The following is a 26,930-nucleotide window of genomic DNA, read 5'->3' as shown; positions in this document are numbered from 1 at the left end:
TGTTTTAGCGAAAGAAGCGCGAAACTATGGGGCAAACAGGAAAAAACCGGGGTTAGTTCGGTTTCTCTATGATGAGGTTGTGGTTGGTGTAAATACAGATATCGGCGGCAATGTTGAGCGATTCGCGTACCATTTCCTCGGCGGTGAGGTGGGGTGCGTGTTTCTTCAAGGCCAGCGCCGCCGACTGCGCGTAGGTGCTGCCCGACCCGATGGCGGCAATCTGGTGGTCTGGTTCCAGCACGTCGCCGGTGCCCGAGATGATGAGCAATTCCTCTTTGTTGGCGACTACCATCATGGCCTCCAGCTTGCGCAGGTACTGGTCTTTGCGCCAGTCTTTGGCCAGTTCAATAGCCGCCCGCTTCATGTTGTTGCCGTAGGCGTTAAGCTTCTCCTCGAAGCGCTCCAGCAGGGTAAAGGCATCGGCGGTGGAGCCGGCAAAGCCTGTCACTATTTTACCGTCCTGCAGTTTGCGAATCTTCTTCACGTTGCTTTTGGCAATGTATTTATCCATGGTGGCCTGGCCATCGGCTCCCAAAGCCACTTCGCCGTTATGGTAAATTCCCAGTACGGTGGTAGAACGTATTTTCGTCATGAGGTACCTTTCTTAGTGAGAGGGCGTTGCCACCCGTTTACAGCCGCGAAAGTACGACAAACTTTCTGAATACCCGAACCTGCCCTGTAGAGCTTGTTTAAACTATGGCTTTTGTGCTGCCAACGGCCATGGAACCTGTTTAGAGTTTTTCATTAACCGGCATCTAAAGCAATTCCTCTGGTGCAAGTGTCCACTAATGCCTTCATTTTTAGGCTGTTTTTAGGAAAATAGGCATAAAACAGGAAGGTTATTTGTACACTGGCACAAGCATCTGTTTATACCGCCGTTTTTAGGCTGTTTTTAGGAAAACAGCCTAAAAACTCTAAGAGCTTGTTTACATTTGAGGTTTGCAGGCGAAAACGGCCAGAGAAAGGTTCTGCGGAAGCGTTTTGGGAGCAGCGTAGCAGCGCTACGGTGCGAGAAAAAGGTGAACGCAGGCTCTTTTTATGGTCGTTTGTAGCGCAAAGATGAAATGTAAACAAGCTCTAAACAGCTTCATAGAAAGAACCTGTCAAAGCCAATTGAGCCAGCAAACCCAAAATTCATACACGCTCTTGGTTGTTCAACCACTCAAAACTTATCTATCTGCACCTGAAGCGGTGGAACAGTTACGTAGCAGAACAAATTAAACTGTCTATTTTGTTTTCCTGAAAGGATCTTGGTCATGAACGGCAAAGACTTGCAATAAGAGCTTTTCTAGTTCGCCACCGAGCTCCTTCCAGGATGGCAAAGAGAGAAGAAGGTATAGTTACTTCTGTCCATTACTTATTTCCTCCAGGCCCTCCAACTTTTATGGGGTAGATAAGAAGAGATCAGTAGATTTACAGTATTTAAAGCTAGACATGCACTGGGCGATACCCAAAGGCGGGAGTTATTTAATAAATTTTAAAATAAATTAAATGTTATTAAATTTTGTGAATTAGTCAGACTTTTTACCTTTGCGGATTCCACACGTCCACAACCTATTAAAACAAGATACTACTATGAGCAGGCTTAACCTATTGGAGGAAACGCGCTACGAGAAGGTGCCGGTAACCGTTTATGCAGACCAGCAAGAGGCCTCAAAGGCGGTGGCCCACCGCATTGCGGATCTGATTAAGGGAAAGCAGGCGAGGGGAGAGAAAACGGTGCTGGGCTTGGCCACTGGTGCGACGCCCGTTGGCGTATATACCGAACTGGCGCGACTGCACCGCGAAGAAGGGCTGAGTTTCAAGAACGTCATCACCTTTAACCTGGACGAGTACTACCCCATGCAGCCCACGGCCCCGCAAAGCTACGTGCGCTTCATGGACGAAAATCTGTTCAACCACATTGACATTGACAAAGCCAACGTGAACATCCCAGACGGTACACTGCCGTTGGAGGACATTCCGGCTTTCTGTCTGGAGTACGAGCGCAAGATAGAGGAACTGGGCGGGCTTGACCTGCAGGTACTGGGGATTGGTAGAACGGGCCACATCGGTTTCAACGAGCCCGGTTCGGCACCCAACTCGGGTACGCGCCTGGTCACCCTAGACGATCTGACCCGCCGCGACGCCTCCCGCGATTTCGGGGGCAAGGAGAATGTACCCACCAAGGCCATCACCATGGGAATAGGTACCATCTTCAAGGCCCGCGAGATTGTGCTGATGGCCTGGAACGGGAAGAAAGCATCCATCGTGCGCAAGGCGGTGGAAGGCGAGATCTCCGGCGAGGTGCCGGCCACCTACCTACAGCTTTCTGACAACGTAGAGTTCGTGCTGGACCAGGATGCCGCTATGGGCCTGACCCGTTTCGGCACGCCGTGGCTCGTGAAAGACTGCCACTGGGATACCCAATTAACCCGTAAAGCGGTCATCTGGCTCTCAGACACAGTGAAGAAGCCGGTTTTGAAGCTGACCGAGGAAGATTACAACGCCCACGGCATGGCCCAACTGGGCGTGAACCGGGGGCCGGTCTACAACATCAATATTGACGTTTTCAACCAACTGCAACGCACCATCACGGGCTGGCCCGGCGGCAAGCCGAACGCCGATGATTCCGGTCGTCCGGAGCGGGCATTACCGGCCCAGAAACGTGTGCTCATCTTCTCCCCGCACCCAGATGATGACGTGATTTCCATGGGCGGTACGTTCATCCGCTTGGTAGACCAGGGGCATGATGTACACGTGGCCTACCAGACTTCCGGCAACACGGCCGTGTGGGACGATGACGTGCTGCGCTACATGGAATTTGCCATAGACTTCAGCCGAAGCATTGGCCAAGACGGAGAGATACTTTCATCCGTGTACGAGCAGATGCGGACGTTCATTGGGCAGAAGCACCCTAACCAGGTAGACACCAAGGAAATTCAGGACGTAAAGGCGTTCATCCGGAAGAGCGAGGCGATTGCGGGCGCGCGCTACGCCGGTCTCTCAGACGACCACATCCACTTCCAGGCGCTGCCTTTCTACGAGAGCGGTAAGACCAAGAAGAACCCCGTTACAGATCGGGACATAGAACTCACCATGGATCTGCTGCAAAAAGTGAAGCCGCACCAGGTGTTCGCCGCCGGCGATTTTGAAGACCCGCACGGTACGCACATCGTATGTTTCAATATTATAGTAGAAGCGCTTCGCCGACTAAGCAAAACCGAGGAATGGGTGAAAGACTGCTGGCTCTGGATGTACCGGGGGGCCTGGCACGAGTTTGAGACGCACGAGATTGAGATGGCGGTGCCGCTCTCCCCGCAGGAAGTAGGACGTAAGCGGAACGCCATCTTCAAGCACCAAAGCCAGAAAGACCGTCCCGTGTTCCCCGGCGACGACGAGCGCGAGTTCTGGGTACGCGCCCAGGAGCGCAACCGTGAGACCGCCCGCCGCTACGACCGTCTCGGCCTCGCCGATTACGAGGCCATGGAGGCCTTCGTGCGGTTCCATTACTAACTTTCTTCTGATTGCCTTCTAAAAAAGCCGCTTCGGGTACAGCCTGAAGCGGCTTTTTGCATGGTTGGTATTCCTGAATGCGAAAAGTGTTTTCCGGCTCATTTCCCAAAAACAGGCTCTAAACACCATGCTGTAGGGGCAATCCCTTGTGGTTGCCCTCACGGCTCCCCACCCAGTTACGGCACCCAATGTCAATACGCGAAAAGGGCAACCACAAGGGATTGCCCCTCCATTTAACCTGAAGGATTAGAAGTAATTCTGTTTAGGGGCTGTTTTCCAAAAAACAGCCCCTAAGAGCTTGTTTAAATTTCATCTTTGCGCTACAAACGACCATAAAAAGAACCTGCGTTCACCTTTTTCTCGCCCCGTAGCGCTGCTACGCGGCTCAAAAAACGCTTCCGCAGAACCTTTCTCTGGTCATTTTCGCCTGCAAACCTCAAATTTAAACAAGCTCTAAACAGAAAGAGCCGATGGAATTTTCCATCGGCTCTTTCTTATATAAAGTTTGTCTTCTAACAACAAACAACTAATCACTAACAACTACACCAAATCAAACCAGCATTCTTACCGGGTCTTCCAGGAAGCCTTTGAGGGTCTGCAGGAAGGCGGAACCTACGGCACCATCCACCACGCGGTGGTCGCAGGAAAGGGTTACCTTCATCACGTTTCCAATCTGGATTTGTCCGTTCTTCACCACCGGTGTCTGCTTGATCCCGCCTACGGCTAAGATACACGCATCTGGTGGGTTGATGATGGCGGTGAATTCCTCAATCCCGAACATGCCCAGGTTAGAGATGGTGAAGGTGCTTCCTTCCCAGTCAGACGGCTGAAGCTTTTTGGATTTGGCTTTTCCGCCCAGGTCTTTCACTTCGGCAGAGATGGTAGAAAGTGACTTCTGGTCGGCGTTGCGCACCACGGGTACCAGCAGGCCTTCTTCCACGGCTACGGCCACGCCAATGTTGATGACGTTGTTGTAGCGGATTTTGTCGCCTAACCAGGATGAGTTCACGGCCGGGTGCTTGCGCAGGGCAGCGGCAGCGGCTTTGATCACCATGTCGTTGAAAGAGACTTTCACCGGGGCCACCTCGTTCATGCTCACGCGGGCTTCCATGGCTTTGTCCATGTCAATCTCCATGGTCAGGTAAAAGTGCGGGGCAGTGAACAAGCTCTCAGACAGACGGCGGGCAATTACCTTACGCATCTGTGATACCGGAACCTCGGTGAAGGCTTCGCCGGATTGAGCCGGAGCAGATACCTGCGGAGCCGGGGCCGGAGCGGAAGCAGTCTGTGGTTGGGCTTTAGGGGCCGCGGCGCCAGGGGTGAAGTTCTCCACGTCACGCAACACAATGCGGCCGTTCTCACCGGAGCCTTTCACGTCTGCCAGGCTGATGCCTTTTTCCTGGGCAACCTTCTTCGCCAACGGGGAAGCCAATACGCGGCCTTGGTTGGCAGAAGAACCAGAAGTGGCTTCAGTACCTTGGCCTGGTACCGGAGCCCCAACGGTTTGGTTTACGCCGTCGCCAGACTGCGACTGCGCGTCAGATTTATGGTTCTCGGCACGGGTAACTTCTTCTATGGAACCAACCATGACGTCTGGGCCTTTGTCCTCCGCTTTACCACCGCCGTTCAGTAAGGCTTGGTAATCGGCACCGGCTTCGCCGATGATGGCTAGAACGCCGTCTACCTGAACCGAGGCACCGGCTTCCACCCCAATGTATAAAAGCGTACCGTCTTCATAAGACTCCAGCTCCATGGTGGCTTTGTCGGTTTCCACCTCAGCCAGCAGGTCACCGGATTTTACTTTGTCGCCCACTTTTTTGTGCCAGGCCACAATGGTGCCTTCCTGCATGGTGTCGCTCATTTTGGGCATGCGCACCACTTCGGCGTTCACGTTTGCGGCAGGTGCCGATGGGGCAGCAGGGGCAGGAGTTGCTTTCGGTTCTTCCTTCGGCGCATCGGCTTTAGGGGCTTCCTGGGCGGCAGGGGCAGCGCCACCACCGTTTACTTCGGCCATAAGGCCGGAGATATCTTCACCTTGTTTCCCGATGATGGCCAACACGCCGTCTACGGGTACAGATTCACCATTTTTAGGGCCGATGTACAGTAACGTCCCATCTTCATAAGACTCCAATTCCATGGTCGCCTTATCGGTTTCCACTTCGGCAAGAACGTCCCCAGATTTCACAGAGTCACCAACTTTCTTTAACCATGAGGCAATGACCCCATCGGTCATAGTATCACTCATCTTGGGCATTCGGATGATTTCGGCCATAGTTTTTTGCTCGGGTTTAAGGCCTCAAAAATAGAGGCAAAAATGCTGTAATACAAATATGCTTTTAAGAGATTCTGCGGCTGTTTTTGGCTTGTTTTCAAGAAATGAGGCCAAAATCAGGAATCTTGTTCTTTTTTCTAGGTCAAATGTGAGACATCGGCAAAACGCGACACCCAAAACATAGAGCCGGTGTAGTTCAGCTCATACAGGCAAAGATTATGGTGCACAAACCTATCCATTTGGTGCAGCGGGTAACGCAGCAATTGGGCGAGTAACACCCGCATGGCCCGGCCGTGCATGCACACCAGAATGGTCTTTTCCTCGGGGCGGGAAAGAATCAGGTCGATGACGGGTTTCTGACGGTCGGCCACGTTCTGGGGGCTTTCGCCGCCTTCAATGGGCACGCTGGTCTCGCCGTTCTGCCACCGCTGGAGCATGTCAAAGTAGTACGCGTCTTCCTCTGGGGTGATGCGGGTGCCTTCGCGGGTTCCCCAGCTGATCTCGTTCAGGCCCGCGTGTTGCTCGTGCGGAATGCCCAGGTCAATAAACCCCTGCACGCTCTGCACGCTGCGCTGCAGCGCCGAGGTGTAGATTTTGTCAAAGGGAATGTCTTGGTAGGCCTGGAAGAATTTATTTGCTTGCCAGCGGCCGGTTTCATTGAGGGAACTGTCAATGCCGCTCCCCTGCACAATTCCCTGCAGGTTAAGGTCTGTCTGGCCGTGCCGAACGAGGTAGATTTTTTTGAGGCTCAATTTTACGCTAATTTGCAGGCTCTAAGGTAGGCCATAAATACGAGAACTCTGGATGAAAAGACGCGCCGATATCACCCTGGAAGGGTTAAATGCTTTAAATAAAAACACCATGGGCGAGCATCTGGGCATGGAATACACCGAGATTGGCGATGATTACCTCATTGGCCGCATGCCCGTTGACCACCGCACGCACCAGCCCCTGGGCCTGCTGCACGGTGGTGCCTCGGTGGCCCTGGCCGAGACCCTGGGCAGCATTGGTGCTACCATGTTCCTGGATTTGACCAAGCAATACTGCGTTGGCCTGGAGATAAACGCCAACCATATCAAGAGCGCCCGGAGCGGCTACGTGTACGGCAAAGCCAGTGCGGTGCACATAGGCCGTAAGACCCACGTCTGGGAAATCCGTATTACCTCCGAAGCCGGTGATTTAATCTGCATCAGCCGCATCACCATGGCTATTCTGGATAGATAATGCGTATTGAATTGGAATTGTGTTAGCTGGAGTAAGCCTTTATTACGAAGATACATTATGCAAGATAACTTATTAAGCCGCATCACCATTGAACCGGAAATCTGCCATGGCAAGCCCACTATCCGGGGGCTGCGTTGTCCGGTAGAGAACCTATTGGAGTTGCTAGCATCCGGTATGTCCATAGAAGCATTGCTTGAAGACTTTCCAGACCTGGAGAGGGAAGATTTTCTGGCCTGTCTGCAGTATGCCGCAAAGCTGATGCAGGTAAAAGGCATCTACCGGATTGCTTCATGAAGTTTATTGTAGATGCGCAACTGCCCAAAAGCCTCTCAGACCTCCTTCGTTCAAAAGGAATCGAGTCTGTTCATACCTTAGATTTGCCAGATAAGAATAAAACGAAAGATGGCTTTATTGCTTAGTTGGCAGCGGATGAACAGAGAATCGTCATCTCAAAAGATTCAGATTTCCTGGAGTCATACCTTCTTAAGAAAGTGCCACCTCAATTGTTGTTGGTCAAAACAGGAAACATCAGAAACCAAGTGCTCCTGAATCTTTTTGAGAAGCATCTTTCCTTGATTCAGGAGTTGTTCTCAAAGCATTCTTTACTAGAGATTACCCAAGAGGAGATAGTAGTCCATAATTAAGCTTACCTACCATTGTTTTGCTTTAAACTGAAACTTTGTAGTTGCTCTGCAAGCACCCGTAAATGTCCCTAGAAACCACCTCTTCCATCCCCCCGCTCACTGACCGAACTTCCCCCGAAGAAACGGCTTTCAAGATTTTTCAAGCAGCCTTGGCGGCTGAACTGCCGGTGGCGCTTTGGCGATTGCCCAACACCAAAGAAGTACAGGCGGTGGTAGCTGCCCAGGCAAAGCAGACGCTGCCGCCTATGGAAGGGCCACAACAGGGATTTGCCTTCTGTCCGTTCCAAAACGCCACCACAGCCCCTGGCACGTTTCTGCCCGCTGACCTGTATTTCTCTGGTAAACCAGATGCTTCACTAGAGAGGGGAGAGAGCCATTTACCCTCCGTTTTTTGGGCCAATATTCAGAAAACAGACCAAAAACAGCATTCAGAGTTGAAGTGGCCCAGCCATCCGGCGGGAGCCGTAAAGTCCATCACCCGCGATTCCTTTGAGCAAACGGTAGCCACTGCCGTAAAGGCCATGCAAGCGGGGTGTCTGGAGAAAGTGGTCTTGTCGCGCACCAAAACGCTGCCCCTGTTTGAGGGTTTTGATTTGCTGAATGCCTTTACCCAACTTACCCAGTTGTATCCCACGGCTTTTGTCTCGCTGGTGGCCATTCCGGGGCTGGGTACGTGGTTGGGCGCTTCACCCGAGTTGCTGGTGCAGATTGACCGGCACCGGGTGTTCCGCACGATGGCTCTTGCTGGCACACAACCGATTACCGATGGCCTGACGCCCGCCGATGCCATCTGGCGGCAGAAAGAAATTGAAGAACAGGCTTTGGTGCAGCGGTACGTGGTGAGTTGCTTCCGGCACCTGCGGCTGCGCGAATACGTGGAAATGGGCCCCCGTACCATCAGAGCCGGAAACCTGCTGCACCTTCGCACCGATTTTAGCGCCGCCATGGACGAGGTGGGTTTCCCCAAACTGGGCACCCAAATGCTGGAACTGCTGCATCCCACCTCGGCGGTAGGGGGAATGCCCAAGGCGGCTGCCCTGCAAATGATACACCAACTGGAGGTACATGATCGCCGTTATTACAGCGGTTTTATGGGGCCGGTGCAGTTGGGGGAGGAGACGAACCTTTTCGTGAACCTGCGGTGCGTGGAACTGGGGCAGGACACCGTGACGGCGTATGCCGGGGCCGGCATGACCGCAGATTCCAACCCGGCCAAAGAGTGGGTGGAAACCGAACTCAAGATGCAAACCGTGCTCCGTTTATTTCAAGCGTCTGAATCATGATTTTACAAGCCGTTATAGATATTGCCGAAATCTGTGCCCGCAAAGGGGTAGAGGAGGTGGTGCTGTCGCCGGGTTCCCGGTGCGCGCCTTTGACGCTGGCCTTCGCCCGGCACCCGCAGCTACGCGTACGCACCGTGCCCGATGAGCGCAGCGCCGCCTTTATTGGCTTAGGTATTGCCCAGCAGACCGGCAAGCCGGTGGTTCTGGTTTGTACCTCCGGCACCGCCGCCTACAACTACGCCCCGGCCGTGGCCGAAGCCTTCTACCAGAACATCCCCCTGCTGGTGCTCACCGCCGATAGACCGCCCGAGTGGATAGACCAACTGGACGGGCAAACCATTCGGCAATCAAAAATCTACGGGGGGCACGTGAAACGCAGCCTGGACTTTCCGGTAGACACGAATCATGTTGATTCTCAGTGGTATGCTGCCCGGTTGCTCAATGAGGCCTTGAATGAAGTAGTCGCTTTCCCAGAGGGGCCGGTACACGTGAATATCCCACTGCGGGAGCCATTTTACCCCCAGGAAGGAGAGGAGTTCGCCTATTCTTCTGATGTGAAAATCATGGAAGAGTGGCCCTCTGGTTACGGATTGCCTGCCCAGGCCTGGGAGACTTTGAAAGAGGAACTGCCGCAATACAAAAGAGTGCTGGTAGTGGCCGGGCAGGGTAGGCGGGACGAGGCCCTGCACACTGAAATTGTGCGGTTCTGCCGTGCCACAGGTGCCGTCTTCATCACAGATACCATCAGCAACCAGCAGGCCGCCGGAGAGACCATCAACTACCATGATGTATTTCTGGGTGCCAAGCACCTGCACGCCTCAGAAGAACTTAAACCAGATTTGCTGATCACCTTTCATAAGTCGCTGATTTCCAAAAACCTGAAATTATTTCTGCGTCAGCAGAAAAGCCTGCCGCACTGGCACGTGCAGCCCGCCGGAATAGTAGCCGACACGTTTCAGGCACTCACCCGCATCATCAGAACTACCCCGCAGGACTTCTTCCGGGAGGTAGCTGCAAACGCCAATGGAAGACAGGTTTTGCCGGAATTCAGTCAGACCTGGCGGGGGCTGGAAAAACAGGGGAGAACGGTTTTGGAGTGTTTTCAGGAAAACAGCCCGTTTTCAGAATTCAAGGCGTGTTACCAGGTGCTCAGGAGTTTGCCCGCTAACAGTCTGCTGCACGTAGCCAACAGCATGAGCGTGCGCTATGCCAACCTCATCGGCGTAGCCGAAAACGAGGGCGTGGAGGTGTTTGCCAACCGGGGCACCAGCGGCATTGACGGTAGCACCAGCACGGCCGTAGGTTCGGCCTTGCGCACAAATAAACTGGTAACCCTAGTCACCGGTGACATGGCTTTCCTGTATGACCGAAACGCCCTATGGCACAACTACCTGCCCCAGAACCTGCGCATTGTGGTACTGAACAACCACGGAGGCGGCATTTTCAGGATCATTGAAGGCCCGCGCAGCCAGCCGGAACTGAGACCCTACTTTGAGACCGATCAGCGGCAAACGGCCCAGAAAACCGCTGAGGACATGGGGTTAACCTACCACAAGGTAACGGACGGAGATGCTTTGGCTGCCTTGTTGCCGGCCTTTTTTGAGCCAACCGCAGGGCCTCAGTTGATAGAAGTAGAGACAGATAGCGCAGAGAATTATGCCGTTTTTGCCGCCTACAGAGAGCAAGTTGCGACAGGTATTCAACTATAATACACTTCTAAGAATTTTATATAAAAATTAACAAAGTATTCATTGACTTAAGCTGGAAGAAGTCGTAAATTACTGATGGAGACGCTGTTGTAAAGGCGGTAAAATCATGGAGTTTACAAATCAGGTAGAAAAATGGCATCATAAGCACCGGGTGGTGCTGTATGATTACGGCCGCATTGCCTTGGGAGGCTTTCTCCTGTTCAAAGGAGTGCAGTTCCTGTTGAATATCACGGCTCTGGAGCAGATTTTATTAGACAGCAAACTGTATTCTGCCGCTTCCTTCTTTGCGTATGCCATCGCGGTCATCCACGTGATTGGGGGCATCATGATTATGGTGGGGTGGCATACCCGTTTAGCCTGCCTGGCCCAAATCCCTATTGTGATGTGTGCCGTCCTGTTCCTCAGCCCAGAACATGATCTGTTCTCGCTTTATTCACCCTTCGCGGTGGCCCTTTATACCTTGTTTTTCCTGGCCTTCTATTTTGTGGGCGGGTCTGGGTATTACTCCTTTGATGACAAAGCGTTGACCGAGCGGAAACGGCTGCTCAAGAAAAATAAATCGCACTCCCTCAAAGCCCGCCTGGCCAATGAAGACCAGGTGGTGAACACTGAACTGCACCACCCGTGAATGATACATCTTTCCGCGTCAGGTAGATTTTTTTTACCAAGCCTACGAACCTGTTTAGAGTTTTTCACTAACCGGCTTTTAAAGCAATTCTTCTGGGGCAAGCGTCCGCTTGTGCCGTCGTTTTCAGAGCTTGTTTACATTTGAGGTTTGCGGGCTCAACTAACCAAAGAAAGGTTCTGCGAAAGCGTTTTTTGAGCAGCGTAGCAGCGCTACGGTGTGAGAAAGACGTGAACGCAGGTTCTTTTTATGGCCGTTTGCAGCGCAAAGATGAAATTTAAACAGGCTCTCAGGCTACTTTTATGAAAACAGCCCAAAAACAGGAGGTTTATCTATGACATGGGCACAAACTTCTACTCTACCCCGTTTTATGCCTGTTTTTATGAAAACAGGCATAAACTCTAAACAGCTTCTACTTTTAACCTCTTCTGAGTTCCTGTATTTCTGCCCTTCTTTGGATGCCCGCGAGTTTGTTTAAGTTAGAACTCCCGCATCTTGTTTGTCTGTCGCTAAGAAAGAACAGATAACCTTGAACGGAGGCGCTACTTAGAACAGCGCCTGGGTACACCAAGTTGACCAGTGGCAACATGAGCACCACCCCGTAGCCTATGACTACGGAAGAATTCTTTTGGGTCTGTTTATCTTCTACAAAGGCCTGACCTTTATTGCTGATACCTCGGCGCTAGCCGAAATCATTCAGAACAGCCAGTTTCATTTTATTGGGTTGGCGCATTACGTGGCCTTTGCGCACCTGGTGGCGGTGTTTTGATTGCCTTGGGCCTCATTACGCGGGTAGCCATTGGTTTTCAGATTCCTGACCTCATTGGGGCGGTTTTCTTCTTTAATGCAGGCCATGGGTTTTTCTCGGTTAATCCACAGTTTGCCCTTTCGCTCATCACTCTTCTGGCGCTAATTTTCTACTTTGTGGGCGGTTCCGGCTACTACTCGGTAGGCCATACGTTTGCCATGAACGAGAAGCGGCTGAACCAGAAAAAGCGCTCACGCGAGTAAAAAGGTTTCTGAAAGAAGAACCGATTTCCGGGCATACCGTTGCATAATCTTGCAAGGGCACACTACCTTTATGCCCTCATTGTTTTCATTTAAACCGAGGTTCATGCAAAGTAAATTCAACTGGACAACGCTCAAAGAATACCAAGAGATTCTCTTCCAATTCTATAACGGCATCGCTAAAATCAGCATCAACCGGCCGCACGTGCACAACGCCTTCACCCCGCGCACCGTGGCCGAGATGATTGATGCCATGAACATCTGCCGCGACAATCCCGAGATTGGGGTCATCATCTTCACCGGCGAGGGCGGCAAAGCCTTCTGTTCCGGCGGCGACCAAAGCGTGCGCGGGCACGGCGGTTACATAGGCGAAGACACGGTGCCCCGCCTGAACGTGCTGGATTTACAGATGCAGATCCGGCGTATTCCCAAGCCCGTGATTGCCATGGTGGCCGGTTGGGCCATTGGCGGCGGACACGTCCTGCATGTGGTGTGTGATCTATCCATTGCCGCAGATAACGCCCGTTTTGGGCAAACCGGCCCCAAAGTAGGCTCCTTTGACGGAGGCTTCGGGGCATCTTACCTGGCGCGCGTGGTAGGGCAGAAGAAAGCCCGCGAAATCTGGTTCCTCTGTGACCAGTACAATGCCCAGGAAGCCCTGGACATGGGCTTAGTCAACAAAGTAGTACCGTTGGAGCAACTGGAGGAAACCACCGTAGAATGGTGCCAGAAGATTCTGGAGAAAAGTCCGCTGGCCCTGCGCATGCTCAAAGCCTCTTTCAACGCCGAGTTGGATGGCCAGGCCGGGGTACAGCAATTGGCCGGAGACGCCACCTTGCTCTACTACTTATCTGACGAGGCCAAAGAAGGCAAAAACGCTTTCCTGGAGAAACGCAAACCAGACTTCTCCAAGTACCCTAAGTTTCCTTGATTTGTTTGTAGCAAGTAGCAGGTATCACGATGAAGGTATAGGTGCTTGTAATGCAAGAAAGATTATGCGCGGGGCAGTGCTGAAGGCAAACTTCATGGCTGCTCCGTAACTTTTTAAGGGCTTTTTCTAGTAAGAGAGCATAAGAGAGCGCACCAGAAAGGAAATTGTTCTCTTACTTTGTTTCATCGTGATACCTGATACACACTACGTGCTACCCTCATGCCCGACCACCTGCTCCTGAATGGCAAGAAATTCTTTTTAGACGAAATCCAGCATTACTCTTTCCGGGAGAGCATTCCCATTGACGGGTATGAGGCCAAAACGCTGGAATTCTGCAAGAATTGGCTGCAGGGCGTGCAGGAATATCCGGTGCAGACCTCGGGCAGTACCGGCACGCCGAAGTTCCTGGAACTGCCCCGCGATAGAATGGAGGCGAGTGCCAAGCGAACCTTGGGTATTTTCGGCTTGCAGCCCGAAGACCGGGTGCTGGTCTGCCTAAACACCGAATACATTGCCGGCATGATGATGCTGGTGCGCGGCCTGGTGGGCAACCTGCACATGACCATCATTGAGCCCACCGGGAACCCTTTGGCCAGCGTAGACCCAGACGCCGAGTTTGATTTCATAGCCATGGTGCCGCTGCAACTGCAAACCATTCTGGAACAGACGCCCGAAAAGGTGGCCAAACTAAACCAGATGAGAGCCATTCTGCTGGGCGGGGCCGCCGTGGGCAAGACGCTGGAAGAAGCTGTGCAGAAGTTGGAAGTGCCGGTGTACCAGAGTTACGGCATGACCGAAACCATCTCGCACATTGCCGTCCGGCGGCTGAATGGAGCCGAGAAAACCGATTACTATACCGCGCCGCCGGAAGTAACCCTGGGCCAGGATGAGCGCGGCTGTCTCACTATCTGGGCGGAAGTGACGGGTGGCGAAACCTTGGTCACCAATGACCTGGTAGAACTGCTGGATAACAATTCTTTTCGCTGGCTCGGCCGTGCCGACAACACCATCAATTCGGGCGGGGTGAAAGTACAATTGGAGAAAGTAGAAGCAGCCTTGGGCGAAGCACTAGCCGAACTAGGAATCTCGCGCCGGTATTTTGCCGCCGCCTTGCCAGATGAAACGCTGGGCGAGCGGCTGATTGCGGTACTGGAAGGCAGCCCTCTCACCCAGGAAGAGGAAACCAACCTCAAAGGCAAACTCAGCGAAAGCCTTTCTAAATATGAGATCCCCAAACAGTTTGGCTATCTGCCCCGTCTACCGGAGACCGCCACCGGCAAGATTGATCGGCGCAGCGGCATGACTTTGCTCTAGCGTTTAGGGCCTGTTTTTCAGAAAACAGGCCCTAAACGCTAGAGTCTGGAAGATGAAAATGGAGTAGTCAGGCTTATTTTTTTGATGAGTCTGTGGCGGCGAGCCCAACCGTAGGCATGGATCCAAAGCAGTTCCCTATCAACTCTGCGCATGAGCGTTTCTTCAATTAGCTACTAAAACAGACGCAGTACACATCAACGGAGAAAAGGGAAAAGCATCAGGGCCAAAGCGTAAGGGTGGGTAGAAGCGTTGGAGTATTGAAGAACCACCCGACCAGCGACTAAGTGATTCTGGGGCTTAAGGCTGACCCTGAGGAAGTTAGCTGAAAATTTTTGAGATTAGTTAGATAGATGCTTCTTTTTTAGCTAGAAAACGTAAGAGAGACAAGAAACCGATTTTTAATTCCCTATTTCCCCCTCTTACAATGAAAAAATTCTTCTCTCTGACTTGCCTGGCATTTGCTTCCATGTTTCTTCTTTCCTGCGAAAAGGAGGAAGTAGAGCCAAACCTAAGTGAAACGACGTTCTCAGATAAACGTGGTGCAGCTTGTAAAAACTATTCTTATTTCAATAAAGCATCTGGTACCGTACAGTACGGGAAGGCCAGAAGCGAAATGCTGTTGGTTGGCTTTGCCGATGGTATGTCTTTGAAGGCTCGTAGGCAGGTAATAGGAAGATTCCCGCAGTTCAAGGCCATATACAGCGAGATAACAATGGATTCTGGGGTAATCACCGTCATAAGTTTATACCCCGGTTCTACCTGCTCAGACGTGGAGAAACTGATGGCAAAACTGCTCAAAGAACATACTGTTTCTTTCGCGTATCCCTACTTTGGCGAAGAACCCACCAATCCTGACGTAATGTGGGTAGGGTTGACCAATGAATTCATGGTTTCCATTGAAGGCAGCGGAACCTATGCGCAGCTGAAACAACTGATGGCCAAAACCAGAACCAAACTGGTCTTTTCTTTTGACGAGAACATCCACGTGCTAAGCGCCGATAAAAATTCCATTGGAAATGTGCTAGACGTCTTAACCGTTTTCAATAAACAGCCCTATATCACGGTAGCAGAGCCAAACGTAGTCTTTTATTTCACCTCTTCCGGAATAGAACCCCAAGCCACCGGTGCTAAGACCGCGAAAGCATTGGGAGTTGGCTCGTTTAAACCTTTAAAGCAGGCAAACGCCCTCCAGAAATAACGTCATAAATTCTTCCATGCCAGGAGCTGCCCAGGTTATGTGATACATGGCCTGGGCAGAACTGTTTATGCAGCATGATTTCTGTTGAAAAGAGCTTTCCCAGACAATAAAGCTGTTTAAGAGCATGTTTAAATTTGAGTTTTGCGCTGCAAACAATCCTAAAAAGAACCTGCGTGCACGGTTGCATCACACCGTGGCGCTGCTTAGCCCCTCAAAAAACGCTTCTGCAGAACCGCTCTCAGGTCATTTTCGCCTGCAAACTTCAAATTTAGACAAGCACTAAAGTTTTATGCCTGTTTTCATAAAAGTAGCCTAAAAACGACGTGCAGGCGGCCGCTTGCGCCAGAAAACCAATGGAAACAGGTAAATACTGGTGGGCATAACCGCTACTGCCACTACAACTACATTATTTACTTTCCCCAGTTCCAGTCTTCCCCGAGCGCGCATCGCTTTCGGCCTTAGATTGGCAAAACTAAGCCAAAAAGACGTCTCAGGCCGAAAGGGCAGTGCGAGAGGGGAAGACGGGGCCCCGCGGCCGTGAGCGCTTAGCGGAACAGATGAAACAATGTAGCACTTGCACCCACGCAAAAAGCGGACATGCCAAGGGAACAGCGTATTCCGTGCACCCACCAATTCCACGCAAAAGTCGGCAAGCTAAGGGAACAACGTAAGTCATGCACCCACCAACCGCAATATCATGTGAATACCTGTCAACCGCTCTACAGAAGCCAGTTCAAAGCTCAGAAAAGAGTATTATCAGGCAGACTTACGCTACTTCTCCCGGGCACTGAAAGCCCCATGCTCCTTTTTGTCATCTTTTCAGAAAAACGGGCTTAAAATAGGAGAGGAACGCAAACAAAACCGCCGTTAACATAGGATAAAATCCTTTTTTGGTTAACTTTGCCCGATATAAGACCTTTCCCAAACCTACTATAACGGATGAAATTCATTGTATCTTCTACGGCGCTGCTCAAGCAGCTTACTAGCATCAACGGGGTAGTGGCCAACAACCCGGTGGTGCCGATTCTGGAGAACTTCTTGTTCGAGATCCACGACGGTGTCCTGACCATCACGGCAAGTGACCTGGAAACCTCCATGATCACGGAGATACACGTGGAAGCCCGCGAAAACGGTCGTATTGCGGCGCCGGCCCGTATCCTGATTGATACCTTGAAAAACCTGCCGGATCAGCCGGTAACTTTTACCATTGACGAGGAAACCTACACCATTGAGATCAGCTCATCCAACGGCCGTTACAAACTCTCTGGTGAGAACGCCACCGACTTCCCGAAGGTACCGGTGGTGCGGGGGGGAAACGCCATTGAGATTCCGTCAAACGTACTGGGCCGCGCCATCAACAAAACCATCTTCGCGGTGAGCAATGATGAGTTACGCCCCGCCATGACCGGTATTTTTGTACAGCTAAGTAGCGGGAACATCACGTTTGTGGCCACAGACGGACACCGTTTGCTGCGTTACCGCCGCCAAGATGTGAGCAGTGACAATGCCGCTTCCATCATCATCCCTAAAAAAGCCTTTAACCTGCTCAAGTCCACGTTGCCTAATGAGGCCACGGCGGTACGGGTAGAGTTCAATACTTCCAACGCGTTCTTCAGCTTTGACAACATTAGAATGATCTGCCGCCTCATTGATGAGCGCTACCCAGATTACGAGAATGTGATTCCGGCCCAGAACCCGAACAAACTGGTGATCAACCGCTACGATTTCCTGAGCTCGGTGAAACGGATCTCTATCTACTCCAACAAAACCACGCACCAGGTACGTCTGCGCATTACGGGCAGCGAACTACAGATTTCGGCCGAGGATCTGGATTTCTCCAACGAAGCGAACGAGCGCCTGACTTGCCAGTACGACGGCGAGGACATGGAGATAGGATTCAACGCCAAGTTCCTGACCGAAATGCTGAGCAACATTGACTCAGACGAAATCACCCTGGAGCTGTCTACGCCTAACCGCGCCGGTTTGCTCATGCCCTCTACCAACGACGAGGAGGAAAGCATCTTGATGTTGGTGATGCCGGTCATGCTCAACAACTACGTGTAAGAGTAGAAATTCTGCTAAAACAGGAAAGCCTCTCCAAGCATTTTGGAGAGGCTTTCCTGTTTTAAAGCGGTATTTCATTATCCACGAAGATGAATAACTCCAAAGTGACAACTATATAGGCTTACCTGTTTCTTACCCCATTCCTATTGATTTGATTCTGATGGTTTACTTCATTGCGTTGTATTACATTAAATGGAAAAGAAAAGGCATACTCTAATGCTTGACCTTCTTCAGTGGCTGGATTAAAGTATGACAACGAGTTCACCACTCTTAATACTTCTTTATCCAAAGCAGGGTGTATGGATTTAATTATTTCTGGATCATGTACTTTTCCTTCCTTTGATACCAGGAACTGAACCACTGTAATACCAGAAGCACCACTTCTCGCTGCTTCAAGGGGTATTCTAAACCTGTTATTAATCATTTTCATGAGTGCGCTGGTGCCACCTGGGAATTCGGGATGTGTAAAGTGCGGGTAATAAGGTACAACTTCGCCGTTTTCTGCATAACATTCTCCTTTTGTAAGTTCTCCCTTACTGAACTGCTCACGTCTTCGTAATTTACCAGATGGGTAATAACCTAAAGCTTCTCCTTCTTCTTTTCCGTCTATCTTGAGGCACTTGTAATACACTTGCCCATTCTCATGCCACTTGGTGAGTTTTACCTCATTGCCTGTGAAAAGCTGTTCTTCCTTTGCTTGCCCATTTCTGTAGAAGTACCTGGTAGGGCCTTCCTTCTTATACTTGCCTTTGGCTTCTTTGACAGCATCCTCTTCGTAAAACTTCTCCCCAGTTAAATAGTACGTATCAAGCCGTCTCTTCTCTTCCTTAGAGCCAGAATACGTAGTTAGCCTAAAATACTCAGCCTCTTTTCTGTCTGGTTTAATCCTGTAGTATTTGTCTAGGTAAACAGTATCTGTTTGGCTTTGCGCAGCTAAGGCTGAAAGTGGTAGAAAACAAAACAGGAGTATTCGTTTCATAAAAGATATTTTGAATAGTTATCTTATACAAGAGCTTATAGTTCAAGAACCTAATCTAGAAAAAGAATTCAACTATCGTCTATATTACTGGAGGCTTATATGTCTTTATGCCCAAACTTTCTCTTGCAACAAAGAAAAACATTTTACCTTTGTTTTTCAGTAACCTGCGCGGCAGCGCACAACCCATGAAACAAATGAAAAAATCAGAGATACATTTCAGCATTGCCTTAGATGACCAGCGCGTTCCGGAGGCCATCAGCTGGACCGCTACCGATGCCGGTACCGACATCCATTTCGCCAAAGCCATCAATATTTCGCTTTGGGACCGCAATGATTCCGGAACCATGAAGATCGATCTCTGGACCAAAGACATGCCGGTAGATGAGATGAAGTACTTCTGCATTGATACTATTGGCGCCATGGCCCAAAGCATTGAAACCGCCACCAATGACAAACTGATGGCCGAGAAAATGCGCAGCCTGTGCCAGGAACTGATGCAGCACGTAGAGGAGCAGCAAAACCGGAACGCGGCCCAGAACCCGCAGTAAGCTTCAAAAAGTACCAACAAAAAAGCCGCTTGAGAAAGCGGCTTTTTTGTTGGTACTTACAATAGGCTAGTTTCTAGGCGCAGCCTCTTTGATAAGAGCGGTCTCTGGCTGCGGGAAAGTACGTTTGGTATCGGTTTTATCCTGAGCTATCAGCGTTTTTGCGGCTTTTCCGTTCTCTTTCAGTAACTGCTGGGCATATTGCCGGTCAAAGTTGTTGAAAGATTTACGGGCACTGTAATAGCGTGAGTACTGGGCGGTACTCAAAAGGTCTTCCAGGGCTATGTCCCGCTCTTTACAAACCCCATTGATGCATTTCTCCAGTTCGGCAGGGTTATTGGCATGTTTCGCCTCAAAGTCTACCATTTTCTTGGCGTTCATGAGGTTGAGCTCTCTAAGTTTCCGCGACTGGTAATTGTTCAGTTGCAGTTCTCTAATCATCTTATCAGACAGGCTCTTGGCGCGTTGTTCAGCGGTGCCTCCGCTTTGCGCGAAAGACGCGAAGCTCACAGAGAGAACAAGGGCTAAGGTATACACTAATCTTTTCATGGTTGTTCGGTTTTGAGAGTTTCTATACAATTCCTGTGCCATCTATTTTAGAACAAAACCCATAGCAAAAAAGTTGAGGGCCAGTAAGAAAAGAACGTGCCAGCGGGTAGTTTGTTTCTTTTAGAGCCTATTATAATTGCCTGAGAGCAAAGTTCTTGATGTTCTACCAACCCCAGGTAAAATATATCCAATTAACGGCAAAGGAGGGGGGTGAACCTGGAAAAATCTAGAATTTGTTCTTCCACATCATAGACTCCACCGGGTACACTGAGCGTTGGTTGTACTTGGCGTTGCTTTTCTGGTTATAGTAGTTCTCAATGCCGCCGTTCACCACAAAATAGATCAACTGGCCAATTGGCATGTTGTGGTACACGCGTACTTTCTGGCTTACTGAGATCTCCAGCGTCCAATGGTTGCAGAACCCAACATCACCCTTTCCGGCGGTAGCGTGAATGTCAATGCCCAAACGCCCTACGCTGGATTTTCCTTCCAGAAAAGGCACGTGGGCGTGGGTTTCAGTGTATTCTTCGGTGACCCCCAGGTACAATCTGCCGGGCTCCAGCACGTAGCCTTCCTCCGGAATCTCAAATACCTCTATGTGGTTGTGTTTGCGGGCATCCAGCACTTCGTCTTTGTAGAAAGCCAGGTACTTGCCCAAATGCACGTCATAGGAGTTAGTGCCCAGGCAGGTGCGGTCATAGGGCTCAATCAGGATAGTGCCTTTTTCTATCTCTTCCAGAATCTGAAGGTCGGTGAGGATCATGCGGGTGGTGCGCTTAAAGTAAAGGTGCAAGGTACACGTAAAATCCGGTTCTTGCCACGGCTTTGGAGGTGAGAGGATGCGTTTACCGCGTGTTTTGCCTAAAATAAGCCAAAAACGCCCGGTGCTTCTTTTCCCAAGAGAGCACCGGGCGTTTCCACGAAAACCATCTTAAGCCGGAAGAAAGCCAGCGATGGTACGGCTGGGCTTAGAGCTGGTTTAGATTTCATTTTTGCGCTGCAAACCATCCTAAAAAGAACCCTGCGGGCGCGGTTGCGTTGCCCCGTAGCGCTGCTACGCTGCTCAAGAAATGCTTCCGCAGAACCTTTCTCTGGTTAGTTGAGCCAGCAAGCCTGAAATGTAAACCAGCGCTTACTTTGATTTTGCCTGGTTCTTCTTTACCGGCTGAGAGGCGTATTTTCTGATGAGTTCGCGGCTCTTAAGCCCCGATGGCTTCAGATCGCTGTCTTTCCATGGGCCGGTGGCCGAAGCCGAGGGCAGAAGTACCGAACAGGTTTCATTTTTATCAGACACCGACCAGGTTACCCAGCTGATGTGACGATCCTCGGCCCAGTCAAGCCATCTCTGCCATTCTGCTTCGTTCAAAGGCCCGTCTCCGCTGGCTTCCATGCCCGCCGACTCTGAGATGAACAGCGGAAGGCCTTTGCGCAACGCGTAATCTCCTCGGTCACGCAGTTCCTGCTTGTGGGTGGCGGCGTAGAAGTGCAGCGTGTACATGAGGTTGCGCTCGCCCCTGATAGGATCATCGGCGGCCAGGTGCACGTCCTGATCCCAGCGCGGCGTGCCCACCAGAATAAGATTGTCGGGGTCAATGGCTCTGATGGTGGAGATCACCTCCTCTGAGTAGGCTTTCACCTGCGGCCAGGTTTCCTCATCGGGCTCATTGAAGATCTCGTAGATCACGTGTGGGTTCTTGCCGTAGGTTTGAGCCATCTGGGTGAAGAAAGCCTTCGCCTCGGGCAGGTTGATGTTGTGGCTGTGCCAGTCAATGATCACGTAAATGTTCTCTTTGATGGCTCCGTCCACCACCGCCTTCACCTTCTCGGTAGACCATTCCGGCTTTTGCAGGTACCCGTCTTTGGGTTCTACGCCCATTGCGGCGCGTACTACGTTTATCTTCCAGTCTTTCTTGAGCCAACCCACGGTCTGTGGCGTGTAAAAACGGGGCCAGAAATTGTGCCAGCCGAAGCTTATGCCTCTGAGCATAACCGGCTGACCGGCTTTGTCTACTAATTGGGTGCCTTCCACGCGTAGGGCACCATGTTCTTTCACCGCCTGGGCGGATGCTGCAAAACTGCTTCCCACCAAAAGCAGGGCTGGAATTATTTTCTTGAGCGACATAGATGAGACTGAGGTGAAGCTTAAAGGAAGTGATTTTTTAAAGGTGTGTTATAATACTTGTTTAGCAAACATTAGAATGGAATAAGACTTTTACCCGGTAGGTATGGCAGGTGTGGGCATCACCAGAAAGAAAGGCAATTCCTGTGGTAAGTAAGCAGAGCAGGTACAGGAAGTTCCTGAATCTGCTCTGCTTTTACAGAATAAGGGTCTTTTAGAAACCAGCCTTGATGTAGCTCCATCCTTCACTTGGTCGCACCATCACATGCGCAATACCGGCCAGGATGATTTTGGTAAAAGGAAGTACAATGTATTAAACCCAATGTCTAGTATAAACAACGTGCTAGGCCGTCGGCCGTGGCATGGTGTTTATACCCTGCGAGAGTGCGATTTACTATATTAGAAAAGGGAGAGGAGAACTAAACGTTTACATAGGTTTTCATGCCCCTACATTGTGTTAGTCCTCCCCCATTTCTTCCGGTCGGCCCTGACAAGATAGAACACTAGGCCTGCATGCCTGCTAAAGGTGAGAGTCGCCCGATCTTCCTTTAAACCCAGGAGAAGGATATGGGAAAAACCTTTTCATCGGCATCGACGTCAGCAAGATGGTGCTGGATGCCACCGCTCTTTTCCCCGACAACGGGCACTGCCACTCCCAGTTCAAGAACACAAAGGCGGGCTTCGGCCAGTTAGTCAGGTGGGCCGCCAAGCTCAGCCCGGACCACGGCCTTATCCTCGGTTTCGAGGACACGGGCGTCTACTCCGTCGGCCTGGGCAGGTTCCTGTCCGGGAAGGGGCTCAGGTTCGTCTCGGAGAGCGCCTACCGCATCCGGCGCCCCGTGGGCGTCGTCCGGGGAAAGGACGACCAGGCGGGCTCGCTGATGATCGCCCGCTACCTGAAAAGGAACCTGGACGAGCTCACCTTCGGCCAGGCCGCCCCCGGCCTTCTTCTGGAGCTGGGCCAGCTCTCCTCCCAGCGGGAGCGGCTGCTGAAGGAAAAGTCGGCGCATAAGACCCGAATCAAGGAACTGAAAGTATTGGGGGGCTGCCTGGACGTGAGGTTCCTGCTGAGGATAGAGAAAGAAATGGTGGCGCTCCTGGACAGGAAGCTCAAGGAGGTGCAGGCGGAGATGAACCGCAGGGTCGCCGAGCGCCGGGAACTGAGGGAGAAGAAGGAGCTTCTGTGCACGGTGCCGGGCGTGGGCGGGCAGACGGCCAACCAGATGCTCGTGCTCACCAGGGGCTTCACCCGGTTCCCCTGCTGGCGCAAGTTCCCCTGCTACGCGGGCCTTGCGCCCTTCAGGTACTCCTCGGGCACCAGCGTGAGGGGCAGGACGAGGGTGTCCAAGATCGCCAACAAGAAGATAAAGGCCCTGCTCACCATGGGCGCGCTGACCAGCATCAAGGCGGGCAACGAGTACCGGAAATATTATGACAGAAAGACCGCCGAGGGAAAGCACCCCATGGCCGCGCTCAACGCCATCAAGAACAAGATCGTGAGCCGCATGTTCGCCGGCCGTAATCGAGAGGAACACGCCCTACGTGTGCCTGCAGGGCTGAGTGAGAGCTAGGGGCCGGTTCTTGGGGAATATTATGCGGTTTTACTTGCTTTTACCATAGAACACAATGTTAGGCTGCGTTTTTTTCAAATCTCCTTATACTTTCCAATTCGTGCTGCTTATTGGCTTTCTCTTCTTCCAGGTCATAATCGTCCTGAAGGCCGAGCCAAAACTTTGGTGAGTTCCCGAAATAGTAACTTAGCCTTAGGGCAGTGTCCGCCGTAATTCTTCTGTTCCCTTTCAATATCTCCGATATTCTGGTTTGGGGAATACTTATGTCTTTGGAGAGTCGGTAAGCGGTAATGTTGAGTGGAATAAGAAATTCCTCCTGTAGTACTTCTCCTGGGTGTATATTGGGTAGCTTCTCCATATTTTTAATGATAGTCAACAATTTCTACTTCTGAGGCCTGTCCATTGTTCCATTGGAAGATGATTCTCCATTGGTCGTTAATCCGGATACTATAGAACTCTTTAAGGTTTCCTGATAGTTTTTCCAATCGGTTAGAAGGGGGAATCCGCAAATCCGCGATGTTCTGGGAGTTGTTCAGCATCCTAAGTTTGCGCCTTCCAATTGCCTGTATTTCCATAGGAAGTTTAGCGACTCGTACCCCGTTCCAAATCTTTTCTGTCTCTTTTGAGCCAAAAGATATAATCATACTGTTGCTTTACGGTAGTAACGCCAAAAGTAAGCAATTGTTTTTATTAATTCTTATCCAAGAAGAAGTTTTTTAAATGCAGCCTAACCTTTAGTGTAAACAACGTGCTAGGCCGTCGGCCGAAGCATGACTTATGCACATTGTGTGCGCCCAGCATGGCGCGAGTATATTTCTCATGAAATGTACTCAGATTATCCAGAGGGTGCAAGTCCCTCATCGGCAAGTTGGTGAAGCCGATTAGCAAGCTGCAAGCTGGTTTGCCGTGAGGCAAGCAGTGAAGGAAGCAGGACTGCAAATACCTGAACCGACGAACAGAAACTGCATAAGAGGCAGGGAGCCGTGGGTGAGCAAGCACATCTTTGCGAAGCCCCTGGCCAACAAACGACTCTCTGTAGATGCAGCGGGGTTAGGTGGAAGGATAAGCGTCTTACCTGGGGAGGTCTCGCCCTGTCGTGCACGGGGGGAGAAGTCAGCAGAAGCCATAGTAGTCACCCGGGAACGAGCCGTAAGCGCTACGGAGGCCTCACAGGGTGATGAAGGGCCGAACGTTAAGTTGCCCGAAATCCGATAAGGAGGTTCAAACGCAGGAGTTTGCTAGCCTTATCCCAAACTAGGGCAAGGGCACAGCTGGTGTAAAGAGCGACTGTGCTATCCTTAACGAACCGCCGAATACGCGACCCGTACGTTCGGTGGTGTGAGAGGCGCACCCCGTCAGTTAACGCTGGCGGGGCCGTCTACTCGATTGTGTGTAGTTTTTTTTATACTATCAAGCCATTTGATACTGTTGAACTGCTAAAAATACCCGTCTTATATTCTCCGTCTGGAGCTGGGTTGTCGTTTAGCCATACCCTGTTACCTTTTTTTGAAGTCTGCATTCTATAATTATCAATTTCAATTACAGCTCCATTCGATTGAGTATGCTTTTCAATGCGGTATTCCTTATGCAGAATCCCGTCAACAACTTCATATCTTGTATTTAAAATAGACTTATACAACCCGTCTTGTGGTTTTTGGCCATTTATCAAAACTTTACAGCCTTCTATAATCGTAGTTTGGTTTTTCTCTGTCGGGTAAAAAGTAATTGAGTCCCCATTCACTAATTCTACATTGCCTAACCTATTGTCATTGATAGGCTGAGTAGAGCGATTTGATAGATTTTGTTTCTCTTTAAGAGTGTACTTTGCTTCCAGAAACTTTATTAAATCGTTGATATTGTTTATCTCATTCCCATACTTGGTCTCATTGACGAAAACAGCATATTCATTTAATCCGTCAACTTTCAATGCTAAAACTGATTCGTCCAGAAAGCCGTGCTTGAACAGATAGCTTTCTTCTTGCCTTTCGATGATGATACTATTGTGGCTCAAGTATTCCCAACTTCCTCGTGTAACTTTCCCATTTTCAGAGATTATCAGCTGAGAGTTACCTCTGAAAATATATACTGTTTTGAAAGCATCAATCTCATTTACTGAAACCCAATGTTGATTAGTCAATAGAGTGGTATCATCAAGCTTTTTACTATATGCTTGAATCTTTGGAATAATAGAGATTATGTAGAATAAGCTTTTATTGGCTCGTTTAGATTTATCAAGAAGTTATGCAGTCCACAAGCAATGAGCATGACTTCATCTCTGAGTTTATGGCGGTAGCTTCTGATTTTGTCTTTAACGATGCGCCACTTTTTAATGCCCCCGATGGCATGTTCAACGACTACCCTTTGAGCGGCTTTGTGCTTGTTTTGCTGCTTTTGCTCCCAAGTTAGCTCCTTGCCTCTGGGTTTCTTCTCGGGCATGGGCAGAATGGCTCTTTGTGGGCAGAAGCCTTGGAAGCCGCTATCCTGCAGCAACTCTATCGTTTTCTCGAATTCAATTTCCGCTTCATCAGCTATCTTTTTGTCATGTACGCTGCCCTCGTAGGTCTGGCTCAGGTAAAGGATTCTTTTATTGCTGCCAGCCAGTACCACATTTTTGATGGTATGGCTTTTTTTTACCTGAATAATACTCCTTTTGCGTCTCATCATCAATGCTGCGGCCAACGCCCCTTTCAGTGGCATCGATCAAAACCCGCCCCTCATCCTCGAGCAGCCGGTACAGGCGCTCGGCTTTCCGCTCCGGCAGCACTTTCTCTTTTGCTAAGGTAGCTATTAGCCTTGCCCGAAGCACTTCCGGCCAGCGGCTTGCCTGGGGCTGGCCCATCCCAAATGCTGTCGCCAGCACTTCCTGTAGTGGGTTAAGCTTCAGATAGTAAAGCAGAAACAACAGTTTATCCTCAATGCTTCCCAAAACGCTGTTCCTGCGCCCTTTGCCTTGCCGCTCACGAGGCTTGCCCTCCCAGGTGAAGCAGCGCATATACTGCTCCCATTCCTGCTCGAACTTCCCAGCTAAGGCTTTGAACTCCACCCCCCTTAAACCCGTGTGAGAACGTATGGCTTTCTCCTCTGATGAAATATCTGAATATCGTAAAGGCATACTCTACCAAAATATTCCATTAGCCTATAGTTCCTTATTCTACATAATATTTAATGTCTAATAAAAAATATCCATATCATATTATAAATTACACACAACGCCTTGGCTAAACGGCGGCAGAAGGCCGTCGGCCGATGCTGGCGTTTAGGTGTTGTGCTTGTTGCACAACCGACTGAAGATAAACGTTAAAGGATGTAGCACCAAATCTTTTTACCGATGCAGGGCAGGAAGCACTTTGCCGATGAGAAGGAGCTGCGCTTCTCGCTCTCGGCGCACGTTCCGGAGCGC

Annotated in this window: 29 protein-coding genes; 17 read left to right on the top strand and 12 right to left on the bottom strand. The window is 50.6% G+C overall.

The annotated features are described in order from the left end of the window. Window positions 1-52: 52 nt before the first annotated feature. On the bottom strand, window positions 53-592 hold the full coding sequence (gene hslV, locus HHO50_RS20115; protein WP_181308901.1) for an ATP-dependent protease subunit HslV: 540 nt from the start codon (window positions 590-592) through the stop codon (window positions 53-55). Window positions 593-1,530: 938 nt separating this feature from the next. On the opposite strand from hslV, the gene nagB reads away from it, so the two are divergent. Next, a complete protein-coding gene (nagB, locus tag HHO50_RS20110; RefSeq protein ID WP_255478839.1) occupies window positions 1,531-3,495 on the top strand; it encodes a glucosamine-6-phosphate deaminase in 1,965 nt (654 codons plus the stop codon). Window positions 3,496-4,045: 550 nt separating this feature from the next. Here the strand turns inward: nagB and HHO50_RS20105 are convergent. Both HHO50_RS20105 and HHO50_RS20100 read right to left on the bottom strand, forming a co-directional pair. Further along, window positions 4,046-5,767 (bottom strand): pyruvate dehydrogenase complex dihydrolipoamide acetyltransferase, encoded by a 1,722-nt coding sequence (locus tag HHO50_RS20105; protein WP_181308897.1) that lies wholly within the window; start codon window positions 5,765-5,767, stop codon window positions 4,046-4,048. Window positions 5,768-5,904: 137 nt separating this feature from the next. Beyond that, on the bottom strand, window positions 5,905-6,519 hold the full coding sequence (locus HHO50_RS20100) for a histidine phosphatase family protein (protein WP_181308895.1): 615 nt from the start codon (window positions 6,517-6,519) through the stop codon (window positions 5,905-5,907). A 52-nt stretch (window positions 6,520-6,571) separates the two neighbouring features. On the opposite strand from HHO50_RS20100, the gene HHO50_RS20095 reads away from it, so the two are divergent. From HHO50_RS20095 to dnaN, 14 genes are all read left to right on the top strand, one after another. After that, a complete protein-coding gene (locus HHO50_RS20095) occupies window positions 6,572-6,991 on the top strand; it encodes a hotdog fold thioesterase (RefSeq protein ID WP_181308893.1) in 420 nt (139 codons plus the stop codon). A gap of 57 nt (window positions 6,992-7,048) precedes the next feature. Next, entirely contained in the window at window positions 7,049-7,285 is a 237-nt protein-coding gene (locus tag HHO50_RS20090) for a DUF433 domain-containing protein (RefSeq protein WP_181308891.1), read from the top strand. After that, window positions 7,282-7,410, top strand: a complete 129-nt coding sequence (locus HHO50_RS21110; RefSeq protein WP_219921611.1) for a DUF5615 family PIN-like protein — start codon at window positions 7,282-7,284, stop codon at window positions 7,408-7,410. The genes HHO50_RS20090 and HHO50_RS21110 overlap by 4 nt, the downstream gene beginning before the upstream one ends. Beyond that, window positions 7,411-7,635, top strand: coding sequence for a DUF5615 family PIN-like protein (locus HHO50_RS21655; RefSeq protein ID WP_370457655.1), 225 nt, complete (start codon window positions 7,411-7,413; stop codon window positions 7,633-7,635). Between the two features lie 62 nt (window positions 7,636-7,697). Then, window positions 7,698-8,918 carry a chorismate-binding protein gene (locus HHO50_RS20080; protein ID WP_181308889.1) on the top strand — a complete coding sequence of 407 codons (1,221 nt, stop codon included), beginning with the start codon at window positions 7,698-7,700 and terminating at the stop codon, window positions 8,916-8,918. Beyond that, entirely contained in the window at window positions 8,915-10,627 is a 1,713-nt protein-coding gene (gene menD / locus HHO50_RS20075) for a 2-succinyl-5-enolpyruvyl-6-hydroxy-3-cyclohexene-1-carboxylic-acid synthase (protein ID WP_181308887.1), read from the top strand. Before HHO50_RS20080 ends, menD begins: the two co-directional genes overlap by 4 nt. A gap of 106 nt (window positions 10,628-10,733) precedes the next feature. Beyond that, window positions 10,734-11,255 carry a DoxX family protein gene (locus HHO50_RS20070; RefSeq protein ID WP_181308885.1) on the top strand — a complete coding sequence of 174 codons (522 nt, stop codon included), beginning with the start codon at window positions 10,734-10,736 and terminating at the stop codon, window positions 11,253-11,255. Between the two features lie 625 nt (window positions 11,256-11,880). Further along, entirely contained in the window at window positions 11,881-12,021 is a 141-nt protein-coding gene (locus HHO50_RS21105; protein ID WP_219921610.1) for a hypothetical protein, read from the top strand. 5 nt (window positions 12,022-12,026) lie between these two features. Next, window positions 12,027-12,263, top strand: coding sequence for a hypothetical protein (locus tag HHO50_RS21100; protein WP_219921609.1), 237 nt, complete (start codon window positions 12,027-12,029; stop codon window positions 12,261-12,263). Window positions 12,264-12,366: 103 nt separating this feature from the next. After that, a complete protein-coding gene (menB, locus tag HHO50_RS20060; RefSeq protein WP_181308883.1) occupies window positions 12,367-13,191 on the top strand; it encodes a 1,4-dihydroxy-2-naphthoyl-CoA synthase in 825 nt (274 codons plus the stop codon). Window positions 13,192-13,410: 219 nt separating this feature from the next. Continuing rightward, window positions 13,411-14,505: an AMP-binding protein gene (locus HHO50_RS20055; protein ID WP_181308881.1), complete on the top strand. Its 1,095-nt coding sequence runs from the start codon at window positions 13,411-13,413 to the stop codon at window positions 14,503-14,505. A 424-nt stretch (window positions 14,506-14,929) separates the two neighbouring features. Next, the gene (locus HHO50_RS20050) at window positions 14,930-15,703 is read left to right on the top strand and encodes a hypothetical protein (protein WP_181308879.1); all 774 of its coding nucleotides are present in this window, start codon (window positions 14,930-14,932) and stop codon (window positions 15,701-15,703) included. Window positions 15,704-15,827: 124 nt separating this feature from the next. Further along, on the top strand, window positions 15,828-15,986 hold the full coding sequence (locus HHO50_RS20045; RefSeq protein WP_181308877.1) for a hypothetical protein: 159 nt from the start codon (window positions 15,828-15,830) through the stop codon (window positions 15,984-15,986). Window positions 15,987-16,642: 656 nt separating this feature from the next. Then, a complete protein-coding gene (gene dnaN, locus HHO50_RS20040; protein ID WP_181308875.1) occupies window positions 16,643-17,767 on the top strand; it encodes a DNA polymerase III subunit beta in 1,125 nt (374 codons plus the stop codon). Window positions 17,768-17,888: 121 nt separating this feature from the next. On the opposite strand, the gene HHO50_RS20035 is transcribed toward dnaN, so the two are convergent. Next, on the bottom strand, window positions 17,889-18,746 hold the full coding sequence (locus HHO50_RS20035; RefSeq protein ID WP_181308873.1) for an energy transducer TonB: 858 nt from the start codon (window positions 18,744-18,746) through the stop codon (window positions 17,889-17,891). A gap of 194 nt (window positions 18,747-18,940) precedes the next feature. Between HHO50_RS20035 and gldC the strand changes: the two genes are divergently transcribed. After that, window positions 18,941-19,294 (top strand): gliding motility protein GldC, encoded by a 354-nt coding sequence (gldC, locus tag HHO50_RS20030; RefSeq protein ID WP_181308871.1) that lies wholly within the window; start codon window positions 18,941-18,943, stop codon window positions 19,292-19,294. A gap of 66 nt (window positions 19,295-19,360) precedes the next feature. On the opposite strand, the gene HHO50_RS20025 is transcribed toward gldC, so the two are convergent. From HHO50_RS20025 to HHO50_RS20015, 3 genes are all read right to left on the bottom strand, one after another. Beyond that, window positions 19,361-19,840, bottom strand: coding sequence for a hypothetical protein (locus HHO50_RS20025; protein WP_181308869.1), 480 nt, complete (start codon window positions 19,838-19,840; stop codon window positions 19,361-19,363). Between the two features lie 226 nt (window positions 19,841-20,066). Then, window positions 20,067-20,633, bottom strand: a complete 567-nt coding sequence (dcd, locus tag HHO50_RS20020; RefSeq protein ID WP_255478838.1) for a dCTP deaminase — start codon at window positions 20,631-20,633, stop codon at window positions 20,067-20,069. A gap of 339 nt (window positions 20,634-20,972) precedes the next feature. Further along, complete coding sequence (locus HHO50_RS20015; RefSeq protein ID WP_181308866.1) at window positions 20,973-21,962, bottom strand: glycoside hydrolase family 5 protein; 990 nt, start codon at window positions 21,960-21,962, stop codon at window positions 20,973-20,975. Between the two features lie 581 nt (window positions 21,963-22,543). Here HHO50_RS20015 and HHO50_RS20010 point away from each other — a divergent pair. Then, entirely contained in the window at window positions 22,544-23,530 is a 987-nt protein-coding gene (locus tag HHO50_RS20010) for an IS110 family transposase (RefSeq protein ID WP_370457660.1), read from the top strand. Window positions 23,531-23,588: 58 nt separating this feature from the next. Here HHO50_RS20010 and HHO50_RS20005 read toward each other — a convergent pair whose 3' ends face one another. The 5 genes from HHO50_RS20005 to HHO50_RS19985 all read right to left on the bottom strand — a co-directional run bounded on the left by HHO50_RS20005 (window position 23,589) and on the right by HHO50_RS19985 (window position 26,642). After that, window positions 23,589-23,888, bottom strand: a complete 300-nt coding sequence (locus HHO50_RS20005; protein WP_181308862.1) for a HigA family addiction module antitoxin — start codon at window positions 23,886-23,888, stop codon at window positions 23,589-23,591. A 4-nt stretch (window positions 23,889-23,892) separates the two neighbouring features. Then, complete coding sequence (locus HHO50_RS20000; RefSeq protein WP_181308861.1) at window positions 23,893-24,174, bottom strand: type II toxin-antitoxin system RelE/ParE family toxin; 282 nt, start codon at window positions 24,172-24,174, stop codon at window positions 23,893-23,895. Between the two features lie 758 nt (window positions 24,175-24,932). Continuing rightward, on the bottom strand, window positions 24,933-25,667 hold the full coding sequence (locus HHO50_RS19995; RefSeq protein ID WP_181308859.1) for a hypothetical protein: 735 nt from the start codon (window positions 25,665-25,667) through the stop codon (window positions 24,933-24,935). A gap of 56 nt (window positions 25,668-25,723) precedes the next feature. Continuing rightward, complete coding sequence (locus HHO50_RS21650) at window positions 25,724-26,191, bottom strand: transposase family protein (RefSeq protein ID WP_370457659.1); 468 nt, start codon at window positions 26,189-26,191, stop codon at window positions 25,724-25,726. Further along, complete coding sequence (locus HHO50_RS19985) at window positions 26,115-26,642, bottom strand: transposase family protein (RefSeq protein WP_181308855.1); 528 nt, start codon at window positions 26,640-26,642, stop codon at window positions 26,115-26,117. The genes HHO50_RS21650 and HHO50_RS19985 overlap by 77 nt, the downstream gene beginning before the upstream one ends. Window positions 26,643-26,930: the final 288 nt, after the last annotated feature.

Source organism: Rufibacter sp. XAAS-G3-1, from assembly GCF_013623775.1.
GTDB lineage: Bacteria > Bacteroidota > Bacteroidia > Cytophagales > Hymenobacteraceae > Nibribacter.
The sequence above is the reverse complement of the archived record's forward strand: the minus strand, read 5'-3'. Positions and strand labels throughout refer to the sequence as shown.

Excerpts from the sequence above, each read along its gene's own strand:
- HHO50_RS20070 (WP_181308885.1), top strand. The coding sequence starts at position 10,734 with ATGGAGTTTACAAATCAGGTAGAAAAATGGCATCATAAGCACCGGGTG.
- HHO50_RS20080 (WP_181308889.1), top strand. The coding sequence starts at position 7,698 with ATGTCCCTAGAAACCACCTCTTCCATCCCCCCGCTCACTGACCGAACT.
- HHO50_RS20000 (WP_181308861.1), bottom strand. The coding sequence starts at position 24,174 with ATGATTATATCTTTTGGCTCAAAAGAGACAGAAAAGATTTGGAACGGG.
- HHO50_RS20050 (WP_181308879.1), top strand. The coding sequence starts at position 14,930 with ATGAAAAAATTCTTCTCTCTGACTTGCCTGGCATTTGCTTCCATGTTT.
- HHO50_RS20005 (WP_181308862.1), bottom strand. The coding sequence starts at position 23,888 with ATGGAGAAGCTACCCAATATACACCCAGGAGAAGTACTACAGGAGGAA.
- HHO50_RS20035 (WP_181308873.1), bottom strand. The coding sequence starts at position 18,746 with ATGAAACGAATACTCCTGTTTTGTTTTCTACCACTTTCAGCCTTAGCT.
- HHO50_RS20015 (WP_181308866.1), bottom strand. The coding sequence starts at position 21,962 with ATGTCGCTCAAGAAAATAATTCCAGCCCTGCTTTTGGTGGGAAGCAGT.
- HHO50_RS20045 (WP_181308877.1), top strand. The coding sequence starts at position 15,828 with ATGTTTAAATTTGAGTTTTGCGCTGCAAACAATCCTAAAAAGAACCTG.
- HHO50_RS20105 (WP_181308897.1), bottom strand. The coding sequence starts at position 5,767 with ATGGCCGAAATCATCCGAATGCCCAAGATGAGTGATACTATGACCGAT.
- HHO50_RS21110 (WP_219921611.1), top strand. The coding sequence starts at position 7,282 with ATGAAGTTTATTGTAGATGCGCAACTGCCCAAAAGCCTCTCAGACCTC.
- hslV (WP_181308901.1), bottom strand. The coding sequence starts at position 592 with ATGACGAAAATACGTTCTACCACCGTACTGGGAATTTACCATAACGGC.
- dnaN (WP_181308875.1), top strand. The coding sequence starts at position 16,643 with ATGAAATTCATTGTATCTTCTACGGCGCTGCTCAAGCAGCTTACTAGC.
- HHO50_RS20055 (WP_181308881.1), top strand. The coding sequence starts at position 13,411 with ATGCCCGACCACCTGCTCCTGAATGGCAAGAAATTCTTTTTAGACGAA.
- HHO50_RS20090 (WP_181308891.1), top strand. The coding sequence starts at position 7,049 with ATGCAAGATAACTTATTAAGCCGCATCACCATTGAACCGGAAATCTGC.
- menB (WP_181308883.1), top strand. The coding sequence starts at position 12,367 with ATGCAAAGTAAATTCAACTGGACAACGCTCAAAGAATACCAAGAGATT.
- HHO50_RS21650 (WP_370457659.1), bottom strand. The coding sequence starts at position 26,191 with ATGAGACGCAAAAGGAGTATTATTCAGGTAAAAAAAAGCCATACCATC.
- HHO50_RS20025 (WP_181308869.1), bottom strand. The coding sequence starts at position 19,840 with ATGAAAAGATTAGTGTATACCTTAGCCCTTGTTCTCTCTGTGAGCTTC.
- HHO50_RS20095 (WP_181308893.1), top strand. The coding sequence starts at position 6,572 with ATGAAAAGACGCGCCGATATCACCCTGGAAGGGTTAAATGCTTTAAAT.
- gldC (WP_181308871.1), top strand. The coding sequence starts at position 18,941 with ATGAAAAAATCAGAGATACATTTCAGCATTGCCTTAGATGACCAGCGC.
- menD (WP_181308887.1), top strand. The coding sequence starts at position 8,915 with ATGATTTTACAAGCCGTTATAGATATTGCCGAAATCTGTGCCCGCAAA.
- HHO50_RS19985 (WP_181308855.1), bottom strand. The coding sequence starts at position 26,642 with ATGCCTTTACGATATTCAGATATTTCATCAGAGGAGAAAGCCATACGT.